Annotated in this window: 11 protein-coding genes; 4 read left to right on the plus strand and 7 right to left on the minus strand. The window is 65.0% G+C overall.

The genetic code is table 11. From position 1 onward, the window contains the following. The first annotated feature begins 283 nt into the window (after window positions 1–283). The 4 genes from FIV42_RS07075 (at window position 284) to FIV42_RS07090 (ending at window position 5,222) form a co-directional block, all read left to right on the plus strand. On the plus strand, window positions 284–1,096 hold the full coding sequence (locus tag FIV42_RS07075; RefSeq protein WP_141196993.1) for a DUF6544 family protein: 813 nt from the start codon (window positions 284–286) through the stop codon (window positions 1,094–1,096). 766 nt (window positions 1,097–1,862) lie between these two features. Continuing rightward, a complete protein-coding gene (locus tag FIV42_RS07080; RefSeq protein WP_141196994.1) occupies window positions 1,863–2,522 on the plus strand; it encodes a gluconate 2-dehydrogenase subunit 3 family protein in 660 nt (219 codons plus the stop codon). Next, entirely contained in the window at window positions 2,519–4,084 is a 1,566-nt protein-coding gene (locus FIV42_RS07085; protein ID WP_141196995.1) for a GMC family oxidoreductase, read from the plus strand. The genes FIV42_RS07080 and FIV42_RS07085 overlap by 4 nt, the downstream gene beginning before the upstream one ends. Window positions 4,085–4,160: 76 nt before the next feature. After that, window positions 4,161–5,222: a 3-deoxy-7-phosphoheptulonate synthase gene (locus FIV42_RS07090; RefSeq protein ID WP_141196996.1), complete on the plus strand. Its 1,062-nt coding sequence runs from the start codon at window positions 4,161–4,163 to the stop codon at window positions 5,220–5,222. 139 nt (window positions 5,223–5,361) lie between these two features. Here FIV42_RS07090 and FIV42_RS07095 read toward each other — a convergent pair whose 3' ends face one another. The 7 genes from FIV42_RS07095 to dndC all read right to left on the minus strand — a co-directional run bounded on the left by FIV42_RS07095 (window position 5,362) and on the right by dndC (window position 13,318). Next, window positions 5,362–5,691 carry a hypothetical protein gene (locus tag FIV42_RS07095; protein WP_141196997.1) on the minus strand — a complete coding sequence of 110 codons (330 nt, stop codon included), beginning with the start codon at window positions 5,689–5,691 and terminating at the stop codon, window positions 5,362–5,364. Between the two features lie 186 nt (window positions 5,692–5,877). Then, the gene (locus tag FIV42_RS07100; protein WP_141196998.1) at window positions 5,878–6,576 is read right to left on the minus strand and encodes a carboxymuconolactone decarboxylase family protein; all 699 of its coding nucleotides are present in this window, start codon (window positions 6,574–6,576) and stop codon (window positions 5,878–5,880) included. An 85-nt stretch (window positions 6,577–6,661) separates the two neighbouring features. Continuing rightward, window positions 6,662–8,599, minus strand: a complete 1,938-nt coding sequence (locus FIV42_RS07105; RefSeq protein WP_168210481.1) for an LTA synthase family protein — start codon at window positions 8,597–8,599, stop codon at window positions 6,662–6,664. A 137-nt stretch (window positions 8,600–8,736) separates the two neighbouring features. Continuing rightward, window positions 8,737–9,267 carry a YceI family protein gene (locus FIV42_RS07110; protein ID WP_141197000.1) on the minus strand — a complete coding sequence of 177 codons (531 nt, stop codon included), beginning with the start codon at window positions 9,265–9,267 and terminating at the stop codon, window positions 8,737–8,739. 165 nt (window positions 9,268–9,432) lie between these two features. Further along, the gene (dndE, locus tag FIV42_RS07115) at window positions 9,433–9,816 is read right to left on the minus strand and encodes a DNA sulfur modification protein DndE (RefSeq protein WP_141197001.1); all 384 of its coding nucleotides are present in this window, start codon (window positions 9,814–9,816) and stop codon (window positions 9,433–9,435) included. Further along, a complete protein-coding gene (gene dndD, locus FIV42_RS07120) occupies window positions 9,813–11,795 on the minus strand; it encodes a DNA sulfur modification protein DndD (protein WP_141197002.1) in 1,983 nt (660 codons plus the stop codon). The genes dndE and dndD overlap by 4 nt, the downstream gene beginning before the upstream one ends. A gap of 62 nt (window positions 11,796–11,857) precedes the next feature. Further along, window positions 11,858–13,318 (minus strand): DNA phosphorothioation system sulfurtransferase DndC, encoded by a 1,461-nt coding sequence (dndC, locus tag FIV42_RS07125; protein ID WP_141197003.1) that lies wholly within the window; start codon window positions 13,316–13,318, stop codon window positions 11,858–11,860. Window positions 13,319–13,535: the final 217 nt, after the last annotated feature.

Genomic DNA, 13,535 nt, shown 5'->3' on the forward strand with positions numbered 1-13,535 from the left:
TCCAATACTGCCAAATCCAAACAAGCGGGCCGATTGTCGGGGGCATCGGGTCGAGTTTCAATCTTTTTTACTCAATCCGATTGTGCAGCGGCGCAATTGCTTCGCCAGACCGAAGGGGTGCGCAAATTTCTCGACGACCATCGCCGCGCCCCGTGCCCGAGAAGGCCGCCCGACGTTGGCATAGATTCTGCTGTCGTTTCGTGGGACCAACACGGTGTCTGACACCATGTCTGCGGACACCATGTTCGCGCGCGCTCCGTTTCGTCATATCCACCGGAAAACCATGCGAATTCTCGCCGCCGTCGCCATCATCATCGTCATCGCAGCCGCCGTCTCCCTGTGGGTGCGCTCGAACTTCTTGCGCTCCCTCGACGCGCGCATGCAAGCCGTCAAAGACACCGATGCGGCCAAGGTCGGCGAACTCGAGCGCCTGCCCCCGCTGGTGCGTCGATACGTCGAGCGAAGCGGCGTCGAAAGGGGCGAGACGTACCGCTACGTCCACCTCACCCAGTCGGGCGACATGAAGCTCGCCCAGGACGGCGACTGGATGCCCTTCACGGCCGAGCAGTGGTTCGCCGTCTCCCGCCCGGCCTTTTTGTGGAAGCCCCAGATGCCCATGCCCGTGGGCTCCATCTTGGGCTCCGACTGGCTCGACGGCGACCAGGGCGGCCTGCAGATGCGCCTGCTGGGCGTCGTCCCCGTCGCCAACGTCGAGGGCCCCGTCGTCGCCGAGGGCGAGCTCGCCCGCTACCTGGCCGAGTTGCCCTGGAACCCGGCCGCGATCGCGACCAACGACGCGATCACCTGGACCCAGGACGACGACCGCCACGCCACGGCCACCATCACCGCCGGCGACCTCTCCACGAAGGCGACCTTCTCCTTCAATGAGGCCGGCGACATCACCGGCGTGCTCTCCCCGGGCCGCCCACGCGGCGAAGGCGACGACGTCGAGCGCCTGCCCTGGGGCGGCGACTTCGGGGAATACGTCGAGTTTGACGGCATCCGCGTTCCGGCGACAGGGGACGTGTTTTGGGAGGAAGCCGACGGGCGATTTGTCTATTGGAGGGGGAAGATCGAGTCGTACGAGTTGGAGTAGTGGGATTATGTCCCCGTGAGTTTCACAAAGCCCTCATTCTCGCGGCGACGGCTTCTGTGAGTTTCGCAAAGCCCTCATTCTCGCCGCGACGGCTTCTTTGGGTTTCACAAAGCCCCAAAACTCGCGTGGCGCCCTTTCGTGAGTTTCACAAAGCCCCAAAACTCGCGTAGCGCCCTTTCGTGAGTTTCACAAAGCCCCAAAACTCGCGTAGCGCCCTTTCGTGAGTTTCACAAAGCCCTCATTCTCGCGGCGACGGCTTCTGTGAGTTTCACGAAGCCCCAAAACTCGCGTGGCGCCCCTTTGTGAGTTTCACGAAGCCCTTATTCTCGCGCGGCGGCCCTTTGTGAATTTCACGAAGCCCCTATTCTCGCGTGGCGGCCCTTTGTGAATTTCACGAAGCCCCCCAGCTCCGGTCGCGCTACGCGCTCCCTGCGCAGGGGGCTATCGAATTGGGGATTCTGCCCTTCGGGCTCCAGAAGGCGGGCAAGATTGCCTCGAGCAGGGCCTGCGCCTACTCGACTCCTTGGCAACTCGCCTCAAAAGCCACGCATGGCCAGACGTGCGAGGCCGCCATACGGCAAGCCCGTAGGGCGTAATCCCCTCTTTGATAGCCCCCTGCGAAGCGTAGCGGAGCTGGGGGACTGAGGGATCCATTACAAGGACTACTCGACCGCCCTCGCACGTTGCCTCCTTGCCGCGAGCCTCTCGCACGTTACAATTCCAACCAACCTCCTCTTCACCGAACGCCATCTCAGCACCGAACGCCATGGCCGCCAACGATCACGACAACCCATCCGACGGGCCCCGCCGGCCGGAGCAGTCCGAAGAGTCGGGCTGGCGTCCCACCCGGCGCACGTTTTTGTGGCTCGGGGCGGGCACCGCCGCCGGGGCGCTCTTGCTCGGGCGCGCCTGTTTTTATGACGCGAACGACTGGGACGGCCGCGTGCTCGGCGAGTGGGAGGCGAGCGTGTTGGCCGCCGCGGCGACCGCGTTGATCCCGAACGAGCCCGGCCCGCTGCCCTCGCCCGGGCCCTCCGGGCTCGAGTTGGCCAAGAATGTGGACCGTTTTCTGGAGGGGATGCCCGACCGGATGCTGCTCGAGATTCACGGCATGTTCGCGCTCATCGAGCACGGCACGCTCCTGGGGGGCTTCGCCCGCCGGTTTACGCGGCTCGACCCCGCCGCGCGCCTCGATTGCCTGGTCGGGATTCGCCAAAAAGGGGGCCAATTGGCCCAGGCGTTCAAGGGCATCCGCGATCTGTGCCTGCTGGGGTGGTACTCGGATAGGCGCACCTGGAAGTCGATTGGCTACGACGGCCCGCTGCTCGAGCGCCCTGCCCCGCCGCCGGTGCCCACGCGCGCCGACGCCGGAAAGTACGGCCGCCTCATCGCCAAGCCCGGCGCCACGCCCCGAGGAATGCAATGATCTACGACGCGTCGACCTTCGAACTTCCCATGCGCGTCAAGGCCGACCTGTGCATCGTCGGCTCGGGTGCGGGCGGAGCTGCGGCGGCCGCGGTCGCCGCCGAGGCGGGCCTCGACGTGGTCGTCCTCGAGGCGGGCGCGTTCGTGCCCCCGGCGGTGATGAACCAGCGCGAAAAGGACATGCTCCCCGAGCTCCTTTACGCCCACGGCTCGCAGACGACCAAAGACCGCAGCGCCACCATCATCCAGGGCCGCGCGCTGGGCGGGTCGACCGTGCACAATATCAACCTGTGCAAGCGCATCCCCGACGCCATCTTGGACGAGTGGCAAGAGGCCCGAAAGCTCGAGCACCTGGGGCGCGAAGAGTGGGCGAAGCTCTACGACGAGGTCGAAGAGCTCATCGAGGTCTCCAAGATCCCCGAGCCCCGCTACAACCGGCACAACCAACTGCTGCAGGCCGGCACCGAAAAGCTCGGCTGGCAGGGCGGCGGGCTGCAGCACAACCGCACCGGCTGCATCGGCAGCGGGTTTTGCGACGTGGGCTGCGCCTACGACGCCAAGAATAACGCCGTCAAAGTCTTCGTCCCGCGCGCGGTCGACGCCGGGGCGCAATTCTTCACCCACTGCCGGGCCATCGAGGTGGTCCACAGCGGGGGCAAGGTCGACGGGGTCAAGGCGGCCGCGCTCGACCCGCGCACGCGAAACTCGATGGGGACCATCCTCGTCGACGCGCCCCGGATCTGTCTGTCGGCCTCGGCCACGGGCACCCCGGCGATTCTCATCCGCTCGGGCATCCCCGACGCCTCCGGGATGACCGGCAACAACCTGCACGTGCACCCCGCTCTGGTCGCCGCCGGCGAGTTCGACGAGCCCGTCCACGCCTGGAAGGGCATCCCGCAGGCGTACGAGTGCACCGAATTCTTGGACCTCGACGCCGCCCACCCGGGCAAAAAGCCCGACAAAAAGGCCAAGGCCCGCGCCGACGCGGTCGGCCTCCGTACCTGGCTCATTCCGGCGTTCGCCCACCCGATCGGCACGGCCACGATTCTGCCCGGCTGGGGCGAAGACCACCGCGAGTTGATGCAGCTCTACGACCACCTGGCCGTGTTCACCGGCATGGTCCACGACCAGACGCCCGGCAAGGTGCTGCCCAAAGGCGAGTTGGGCGTAGAGATCGAGTGGTGGCCCAACGAGAAGGACCGGCGCGAGCTGACCTTCGGACTAGCGCGCAGCGCCGAGTTGTTGTTCGCCGCAGGCGCCAAGCGCGTCTTCGTGCCCACGCGGCCGGTGCGGGTCTTGGAGCCGGGCGATTCGGTCGAGCCGCTCGAAAAGCTCGAGCTCGAGCCCGGGCTCATCGACATCACCGCGGTGCACCCGATGAGCTCGGTGCCCATGGGCGACGACCCGCAAGAGGCGCCCGTCGACAGCCGCGGCAAGCACCACCACGTCGACGGCCTGTGGGTCGCCGACGGCTCGCTCTTTCCGTCGTCCATCGGCGTGCCCCCGCAGATGTCGATCTACGCGATGGGCCTGCACGTCGGCCGCGCCATCGCAGACGAGTAAAATTAACAAGAATGTTAACTTTCGGTGCGGGGGCATCTCGCCCTCGTTTCCATCACTTTGGCCCCACATATATCCCATGTTCCACACCACCGACGACCTTCGCATCAAAGGCCTTCGACCGCTCATCTCGCCGGCCATCTTGAGCGAGGAGCTGCCGCTGACCGAGCGCGCCTCCGAGACGATCGACGCCGCCCGAAAGACCGTGGCCGACATCATCGCTGGGCGCGACGACCGGCTGTTGGCGGTCGTAGGCCCCTGCTCCATCCACGACTCCAAGGCGGCCGTCGAGTACGCCGAGCGCCTCCGGGAGCAAGCCGAGCGCCTCGAAGACGACCTGTTCATCGTCATGCGCGTCTACTTCGAGAAGCCGCGCACGACCATCGGCTGGAAGGGGCTGATCAACGACCCGGACATGGACCAGAGCTTCAATATCAACCGCGGGCTTCGCCTGGCTCGAAAGCTCCTGGTCGACCTGGCCGAGATGGGCCTTCCGGCCGGCCACGAGTTTTTGGACACGATCACCCCGCAGTTCATCGCCGACCTGGTGACCTGGGGCGCCATCGGCGCGCGCACCACCGAATCGCAGGTCCACCGCCAGCTCGCCTCGGGCCTGTCGATGCCCGTCGGGTTCAAAAACGGCACCAACGGCAACTTCCAGATCGCCGTCGACGCCATGCGCGCGGCCAAGCACTCCCACCGCTTCATGGGCGTGACCAAGCACGGCATCTCGGCGATCGTGCAGACGGCGGGCAACGAGGACACCCACATCATCTTGCGCGGCGGCAAGTCGGGCCCCAACTACGACGCCGAGCACGTCCAAAAGGCCGCCAAGATGCTCGCCGACGCCGGCGAATCCCCACGGGTCATGGTCGATTGCAGCCACGGCAACAGCGGCAAGGTCCACACCCGCCAGCCCGGCGTCGCTCACGCAGTCGCCGAGCAACTCGCCGGCGGTTCACAGGCGATCATGGGCGTGATGATCGAGAGTAATCTGGTGGAGGGGCGCCAAGACCTGGGCCCGCGCGAGGAGCTTTGCTACGGCCAGAGCGTCACCGACGCCTGCCTGGGCTTCGAGCAGACCGTGCCGGTGCTCGACGAGCTGGCGAGCGCCGTGCGCAAACGGCGCGAGCAGAGTTGACCCCATCGGTGCGGGGGCATTTTGCCCTCGTTGACATCGGTGCGGGGGTATCTTGCCCTCGTCGACATCGGTGCGGGGGCATCTTGCCCTCGTCGACATCGGTGCGGGGGCATCTTGCCCTCGTCTGCGAAATTGTTGTTCAGGGCTTGAGTTGCTCGAGCGCCAGGATGAGCGCACGCACCACGTCGGGCTGACGCTTGTAGAGGTCGGTCTCGATCTTGGTGCCGTCGGGCCCTTTGAGCCGACCCATCCACTGCTGGTCAGCCTTGAGCACGACCTGCAGCGTGAATCCGTCGACCTCGGCCTCGTAGGTCTCGAGGCCGTCGCGATCCTTCGTCCAAAACTTGGGGGTCACCCGCGTCCAGCCGGCCGGCAGCACCAACTCGAGCACGTGCAAGTGCACGTCGCGCGCGTCCATCTGGGCGGTCGTCTTGGTGCTGGGATCCTGGTTGTTGTCGTCCGAACTCATCTAAGTAGGCCGTTGTTGGACAAGAGGCACGTGCGTGAGTGCAAAGACCTTTAACACCGTAGAGCGAGCCATCGCAAGACGGTTTATTTGGTTTTGTCGCACGAAGTGTTACCCGCCGTCGCATAATTAACACGCGACTGCTTCCATCAAGCTGACGACGATGGGTCGAGGAGCCAGCCCACGGGGCTACGCCCCCGCAAAGGCCATGCGCCCTCGGCGCAACAGATCTTCGAACCGACGCGAGAAATCGGCGAATTTCTCGCGTAACTCGAGCGGACCTTCGCCGCGCATGACCGCCAGGGCCACCGCCGCCCAGGGCGCCGCCGCGGCAAAGAGCGCCGAGAAGAAGAGCTCGTCACGCAGCCGACTCCCCGGCAGCGGCTTGCCGTCGAGCCGGGCGAGGAACGCGTCGAATGTGTTGGAGACTCCGTTGGCCACCGAGATCATGCGCGCCAGCGCCTCGATCAGATCGCGGTGGCGCTCGCCGAAGAGTTCGCTCGCCTCGACTTCGAAGTCGGGCGGCATGGGGCCAAAACCCTGGGCGGCGCGATGGCGCGCGAAGAGCGCCGCCGCCCACCGCTCGAAGGGCACACCGCTGGGGTTGAGGCGCTCGATATGCTCGAGCTCCTCGGAGTCGACGCCGAGCTCCAAGGCCCACTCGCTGTGCATGAAGCTGCACCAGCGGCAGGCGTTCTCGAAGGAGACGGCGGTCAACACCTCCTCGCGGATTTGCGGGTCGATCTCGTCGCCCAGATAGGCGCCCACCAACGCGTCGACGTGGGTGACGAGCCAGCGCACGTCGCCTAAGAAACGACCGATCGTGTAGGTCTTGGAGGGATGGGGGCTATGAAACCGAATCGAGCGGGCCTGTTGCTGTTCGAGCATATCTTGAGCGGGGTGAGAGCCACGGAGTCGACGCCTGTATCGAGCGGTATGCACGTAACAAGCTGTAGACACGCGCGAGGTTTCGTCACCGCTTTTCGACGTACTCGAGGTAGGGCGCGAGGATGGGCGTGTCGGAGATCACCTCGTCGAGCCACCCTCGATCGGCCTCGGTGGGCGGCTCGCCGGGGCGCTGCGCGCTCCATGTGGTCGGATCGTTGGCGTCGTAGACGTGCAATCGCCCGAAACGGCGCCGGCCGTAGACGACGCGTTCTGTGCCGAAGACCGCAAAGCCGCTCTCCGGGCGAAGCCCCCAGCTGACCGTGTTGACGCAGTGGGCGGTGCGCTCGGGGGCGATGGGCGCGAGCAGCGAGTGGCCGTCGAGTCTGTCGAGGCCTTCGAGCCCCGCTTGGGCGGGCAGGTCGTCGACGCCCCACAGGTCGAGCACCGTGGGGACCACGTCGAGCGTGGAGGTGACGCGACTCGTGTTGGCGCGCACGGTCTGGCCGGACACACCGAGCCGGTCGGCCCACTTGTCGGGCAGGTACATGAACATCGGGATGGCGGCGACCATCGGGTGGCACGAGCGCACCCGCAGCCCGTCTTGCCAGGTGTCGATCTGGCGATCGGCGAACAGGTTCTGGCCGCGATAGAAGAACGAGGAGTGGTCGGCCACGAACAGAATGACGGTGTCGTCGGCGCGGCCGGTGGCCTCGAGTGCGTCGACCATGTCCCCAAAAAACGCGTCGGTGAGCGCGACCGAGGCGTCGTAGCGCCCCTTCGGGTCGTCGATCGACCAGCCGACGTCCTCCTTGGGCAAGAAGGGAAAATGAGTGGTGTTGGTCTGCACGACGCCCAAAAACGGCCGGTCTTCGGCGAGCTCTTCGGTCAGCACCTCGACGACCTGCTCGGCGGCGAGCCTGTCGTCGACGCCGACGTCGTTGACGATGCTCGTGCCGATCGTCTCGGCGGTGATCACGTGGTCGGGCGGCCGGTCGAGCAACATGAACTCGTCCAAGCCGCGCCAGGCCCACTGCTGCGAGCTCACCAAGAAGGTCTGCGCGCCCACGGCCTGGGCGTAGTGCCACAGCATCGGCGCGGTGTGCATCGTCTGGCGGTCGCGCGCCATCGACAGGCCGGTGAGCACCATGGGCACCGACAGGTCGGTAAACGCCGAGCCGGTGACCGCGCGCTCGAAGCGATAGACCTCGTCCGAATGCTCCTCGAAAAACCGCGCCATGCGGGGCGTCGTCTGGCGATCGTGGCCCCACACCTGCATGCGATCGCGGCGCAGGCTCTCGGCGAGGAAGACGATGACGTTGGGGCGCGCTTGCTTGCCCGTTTGTTTGCCTATTTGATTGTCTTTGTCGTCGACCGGCTCGAGATCGGCGCGGTGGGCGACCCCGAGCGGGCGGGTCGCGCTGCCCGAGACGACGTCCTGCAGGCTGTGGGAGAGGACGTGGCTGGCGTGGAAGTCGGCGGTGAAGGGAGATTGGCCGACGGTGGCGTTGCTCGGCCACAAGAGCGCCGACATCACCCACGGCACAAACGCCATCCAAGCGCTGCGGCGAATGCCCGGCTCGACCGTGGTCGGCCCCATGCCGAGCACCAGCGCCCACAAGCCGCCCAGCCCCGAGATCGCCGCGGCGATGCCCAGCGAGAGGCGCCCGCTCATCATCCGAAACGACGAGGCCGGCTCTTGGAACAGATAGGTGGCCGCGCCGGCGGGAGGATCGAGGCCGACGACCAGGTTGAAGTGCCAGACCGCGGCGATGATCGAGGCGGCCGGAAAGGCCACCGCGCAGGCCCACACCCAGCGGCGCTCGCTGGCGGCGACCAGGCGGCTCAGGGCCCACCAGAAGACGAGCGACAAGAGCAACGAGCCGAGCAGATTGGTCGGGCTGTGCTCGAGGTTGGGCGGCAGGCGCCCGGCGTGCCGAAAGACGAAATCGCCCAAGGCGATCGTAGCCGGGATGAGCACCCAGCTCGAGGTTCGAAAGATGTTGGAGAGAGTTGCCCGCGACACGTCCATGCCGCCAGCTTAATAGGCGCGGCCCCTGCCGACAAACCGAGATGGCCTCGAATTGAGACGCACTCGGCTTGGCAGGGGCCGCGCAGCGTGCCGGTGAGGGGAGTCCGGCGAACGCATCTGTGACGAAGCGATTACTCCTCGTCGGCCTTGGTCACCTCGGCCTCGACGACGATCTCGACCTTCTTGCCCACGAGGACGCCGCCGGTCTCCATCGCCTGGTTCCAGGTCAGCCCGAACGCCTCGCGGTCGAGCTCTCCGGTCAGGCTGTAGCCGACCGACTTGCCGCCGAAGGGGCTCTTGACCGGGCCGAGCTGCTCGCCGGTCAGCGTGATCTCGTGCGTAGTCCCCTTGATGGTCAGATCGCCGGTGATCTCGACGTCGCCGTCGCCGGCGTCGCGAAAGCCGGTGCTCTCGAAGGTCATCGTCGGGTACTCGTCGGTCGCAAAGAAATCCGCCGAGCGCAGGTGGCCGTCGCGGTCGGCGTTGTTCGTGTCGATGCTGTCGACCTGCACGGTCACGCTGACCGACGAGTCCTCCAGGTTGTGCGGGTCGAGTCGAAGGTCGACGTCGAACTCTTTGAAGTCGCCGCGGACCTTGCTGATCATCATGTGACGGACGGCAAAACCGATCTTCGAGTGGGCTGCGTCAAAGTTCCAGCTCATAATGTGCTCCTCGTGATGCCCCACGTGGGGGCCGTTGGTGGACAAGTTCGAGTCAAAGCTTCGGCACATTTGCCGAAGACGTTTCAACATTAAACTCCACCCCGAGGATCGTGTAGAGCGCGTTGCGAACTGGAGTGTTTCTAGTCAGAAACAAAGAACCGGCGTCTAGCCGTGACTGCAGAGCTTGCGGGCCACTTCGATGAAATCGGCCATGCTGCGGACTTCTTTGACCGCGTAGAGGCGAGCGATCCCGCGATGCAGATGGAGGTGGAAGATACGCGACCGATCGGCGGGGTCGACGCCGTCGCGATGGCAGCGCATGCGAAACATCGCCTCATAGATGTCCGCCTCGGCGCCCCCGAAGGTCTGCCAGGTCAACTCGACACCAGTGGCGCCGAGGTCGACGTCCGGCGGCGTGGTCGGATCGGCCAGCGAGACGCATAACGCCCAGCGACACAGGTGGTTCCACTGGCGCAGCCCGGTGCGCCGCTTGAGCACGATCAGTTCGTGGCGGCCGCGCTCGGAGATGTGGATGCGGTCGATACTCATGTGGCGAAATACCCCGGCTCGATGCGAGTGGCCTGCGCTTCGTGGTCGAAACGCAAGCGATAGGATCGACTGATCGACGGCTCGAGCAGCTCCAAGTGATCGTCGACGATCTCCTCGTCGGTGGACAACAAGATGACCTGTCGGCCGGCGTGCGGGAAATACCGAGAGACGAGCAGCTTGCGGTGCTCGGAGTCGAGCCGGCCCAAGGGCGTGTCGATCATCGTGGGAAGCGAGCGTCTGGCGCTCTGGGCGAGGCCCCAGAGCATGCTGACGCTCAGGACCTGACGCTCGCCGGCCGACAACACCTCCGGAGAAAACCGCTTGCCGCTTCGCTCGATGAGCGTCAGTTCGAAGTCGTTGGGATCGATGCGCACCTCGGCGACCAGATCTTCCTTGCGCAGCAGGTCGCGAAAAGCAGTGGTGATGCGGTTCTCGAGGTTGGCGAGGTTGCGCTCGAGGATGGCCCGCCGGAACTGCGCCAGTCCGCTCTTGAGTCGATTGCTGACGATGAGCACCCGCGCCGAATCCTCTGCCTCGAACTCCGAGGCCACGCGGTCGCGCAACAGGCGGTCGAGTTTCTGCTCCGCGGCGGCCAATTGCTTTTCGACACGTCCGCGAGTCTCTTCGAGTTCGCCGAGGCGTTGCTCGGCCTCCTCGAGGCGGCCGCGGGCGCGCTCGCGCTTTTCGAAGACATGACGGATCACCTCCTCGTCGGGCACACGCTGCAGGTGTCGCTCGCGTTGTTCGATTTTCAAGTCTAGCTTCTCGCAGGCCTCGAGCAGGCCGTCGATCTGACGATCACACGAGCTGAGCGCCCCGTTGACCAGCGCGCGCAGGTGCTCGACCAACGTGGCCGAGTCACCCACGATCGGGTCGACGGCCTGGCTACGTTCGACGCGCTCGCAGCGATCTTCGCCCAGATAACCGGCGACTTGCTCGAGCTGATTGCCTTCGAGGCCGCTGCGCTCGAGGAAGTCGAGCAACCGGGCATCCCGCGACTCTAGAAGCTCGGCCACCAGCGCCTGTGAGGCGGACTCGTACTCTGCCTCGGCCTGGACGAGGGTCTGCTCGACCAGGTCGCTGACCAGCGCCAGCGGCCCAAAACGCGCCGTCTCCGAGCGCAGCTCGTCCTCGTGGCTCTCGCGAGCAGCCTTCGCCTCGCTCAGCTTGGCTTCACTCTGGGCCCGCTGTTCGTACTCCTCACCGCCCTTGCGCCGAAACTCGGCGTCGACCTTGTCGTAGAAGTGCTGCAGCTTTCGAGTCGTCCCCCGAGCCTCCTCGATCTGGGCGTCCAGCTCGCCGAGCTCCTCGCGCGCCCCTTCGAGCACGGCTTGCACGTCGCGCAGCGCCTGGTCGTCGTGGTCGTCGCCCAGGCTCTGGCGCGTCTTGCGCTCGAGCACCGCGAGGTCGTCGCTGAGTTGGTCGACCAGTCCGACGCCCATCAGGTGGGTCAGCGCCGTCGTCAACATGGCGCGCGTCTGGCGGCTCTCGGTGAAACGACGCACATGCTCGCCGTCGAACAGAAACAGCTCCGAGATGGCAAGCGGCATGATCTGCTCCAACTCGCTCGCCCAGCCCTCGGCCGCGTCGGCATCGAGCTTGCCGTCACGATAGATCTGCAGCTCTTCGTAGACCTTGGAGCCCATCGCCGACCACTTGCGCACCACACGCACCTGCTCGTCGCGCCCCAGTTGCTGGAACTCGAATTCGAGCTCGATGCGCGCCCCCTCGAAGGGGTTGGCGTGGCGGTGAATCGCCTCGCGCAGGTAGGCGTGGTACGAGCTCTGGTCACGCTCGGCGAGCCGCGCGCGCTTGCCGTAGAGCACCAAGCGCACCGCGTCGAGGAGCGTGGTCTTGCCGGTGCCGTTGAGCCCGCCTACCAGCACGACCGGCCGCTCGGTTGATTCTGGCCGCAGATCGATCTCTTGGCGCCCGGCGTACACCCCGAAGTTTTCTAGCACAAGACGCTTGAACAGCATGGTAAAACAACCTTTGGGAAGGCAAATGCTCCCGGCTTGGCTCGGTTACGGTCGCCGCGGCCTTAGAGACCGGAACCACCACCCGCGCCCGATACCGCATCGTTGGCCTGTTGTTCTCGGCGGCTGCGATCGATGGCTGCCTCATCGTTGCGAAAGTGCTCGCGAATCTTGGCGTCGAGCGCCTCGAACAGCCCTGCGCGGCGCACCATGGTTTGATGCCGATGCTCGACCTCGAAGAGCGAACGTACCAAGTCGAAACACTCCGGGCAGTCGGGCATCGCCTGTCGCAGCAACTCGAGCTCCTCGCGATCAAAGGGGATCGCCGAATCGATCTGGCTGCCGGGGTAGGCTTCGCCCATCTCTTCTTGCCAGATCAACGGGAGGCGATCCTCGATTTCGTGCTTCTCGACGACCCAAATGCGTCGGATCTCCTCGAGATGCTCCAAAGTGATCAACTCGGCGTACTCGCTGGCTTGGCCCCCATGCTCCTGCAGCGCACGCTGGGTCTGCAGCACCCGCCGGAGCCAGTAGGCGCGGCCGTCTTGGTCGTAGCCGCCGCGCACCGGGTTTCCGCTGTGCAAAATGACCCGTCCTTTGTGGCGACTGAGCTCTCGGTGGAGATCGTCGCGCTCGCTGAGCTCATCGCGAAGCTCGAGCAGAGGGCGCATCCAACCGTAGCGCGGCTCGTTAGCGATCATCGCGCGCATCGACCGATCTTCGGAGACCACGGTGCACACCCAACAGCCGAATCGACTGTTGCCGCAACTGGGCATGGCCGTATCGGCCACCAAGGGGCACTCGTGGTCGGCCGAAGCTCCGCGGTAAAGGTCCAGAAGACGCTCGTTATCAATGCCTGCAGGGTTGCGATCCTGGAGCAAGTGCAGCCAGACGTCGTCAGTCGTCCAGTTTTCGATGGGCGTGTAGAGCAAGGTGCCCGGAGAGCGATCGTAGAGGCGCAGCGCGCGTCCGCGACGAAGGTGATTGCGGCTCGTGAGTGCCTTCTCGCGTGCCGCGCTCTCTGCGGTGCGCGAGCCGAGCACCAAGATGACCTCTTGGTTGCCCGCGATCTGATCGCGCAAAAACTGTTCGGTGGGGCGGATCTTGAGCCGGTCGGTGCACCACCGAAACCGGGGCCCGGGGGCGGGATAGCCTCGTCCGATCAAGTTGACCCAAAAAGAATCGTCGACATGCGGCTCGAGAATATGAGTGCGCACCGGCAATTGGGAGGCCGCGGCGGCCTGCTGAATCTCGAGCATCGCCTCGCCGACCCACTGGCGCACCACCGGGTTCTCGACTCCCGTATCCACCGAAATGACCTCGATGGGGTTGGTCAACTCCTCGGGGGAGAGGTCGCTCAACGCACTCCACACCAGCTGGAGCGTCGCCGTCGAGTCCTTGCCGCCGCTGTAGGCGATTACCCAAGTGCTCTGACGAGACAGATACAGACGGCGAATTTCGCGGCGCAGGTTCTGGAGCACAGATTTATAACCGTCTGTAAAAACGCTTCGCTCCGAATTTTTCATACATCTACCTCGACCACCGAAAACCGTCGGGAGACGTAATCTGCCACGACAGATTACAGTCTCACTGAAATTCACTTCTCATGCTCTATTACGCATCTAGCTCGTCCCCCGTTGTATTGGGTGTTCTCTAGCGTCTAATTTCCAGAAATACTGAAATATTACATCTATACTGAATCATAATCACAACAATGTCTTTTGAAAAGCTGCACCGCAGAAC

The sequence above is a fragment of the Persicimonas caeni genome (assembly GCF_006517175.1).
In the GTDB taxonomy this organism is placed as follows: Bacteria; Myxococcota_A; Bradymonadia; order Bradymonadales; family Bradymonadaceae; genus Persicimonas; species Persicimonas caeni.

Excerpts from the sequence above, each read along its gene's own strand:
- dndE (WP_141197001.1), bottom strand. The coding sequence starts at position 9,816 with ATGAGTATCGACCGCATCCACATCTCCGAGCGCGGCCGCCACGAACTG.
- FIV42_RS07075 (WP_141196993.1), top strand. The coding sequence starts at position 284 with ATGCGAATTCTCGCCGCCGTCGCCATCATCATCGTCATCGCAGCCGCC.
- FIV42_RS07110 (WP_141197000.1), bottom strand. The coding sequence starts at position 9,267 with ATGAGCTGGAACTTTGACGCAGCCCACTCGAAGATCGGTTTTGCCGTC.
- dndC (WP_141197003.1), bottom strand. The coding sequence starts at position 13,318 with ATGAAAAATTCGGAGCGAAGCGTTTTTACAGACGGTTATAAATCTGTG.
- FIV42_RS07090 (WP_141196996.1), top strand. The coding sequence starts at position 4,161 with ATGTTCCACACCACCGACGACCTTCGCATCAAAGGCCTTCGACCGCTC.
- dndD (WP_141197002.1), bottom strand. The coding sequence starts at position 11,795 with ATGCTGTTCAAGCGTCTTGTGCTAGAAAACTTCGGGGTGTACGCCGGG.
- FIV42_RS07095 (WP_141196997.1), bottom strand. The coding sequence starts at position 5,691 with ATGAGTTCGGACGACAACAACCAGGATCCCAGCACCAAGACGACCGCC.
- FIV42_RS07100 (WP_141196998.1), bottom strand. The coding sequence starts at position 6,576 with ATGCTCGAACAGCAACAGGCCCGCTCGATTCGGTTTCATAGCCCCCAT.
- FIV42_RS07080 (WP_141196994.1), top strand. The coding sequence starts at position 1,863 with ATGGCCGCCAACGATCACGACAACCCATCCGACGGGCCCCGCCGGCCG.
- FIV42_RS07085 (WP_141196995.1), top strand. The coding sequence starts at position 2,519 with ATGATCTACGACGCGTCGACCTTCGAACTTCCCATGCGCGTCAAGGCC.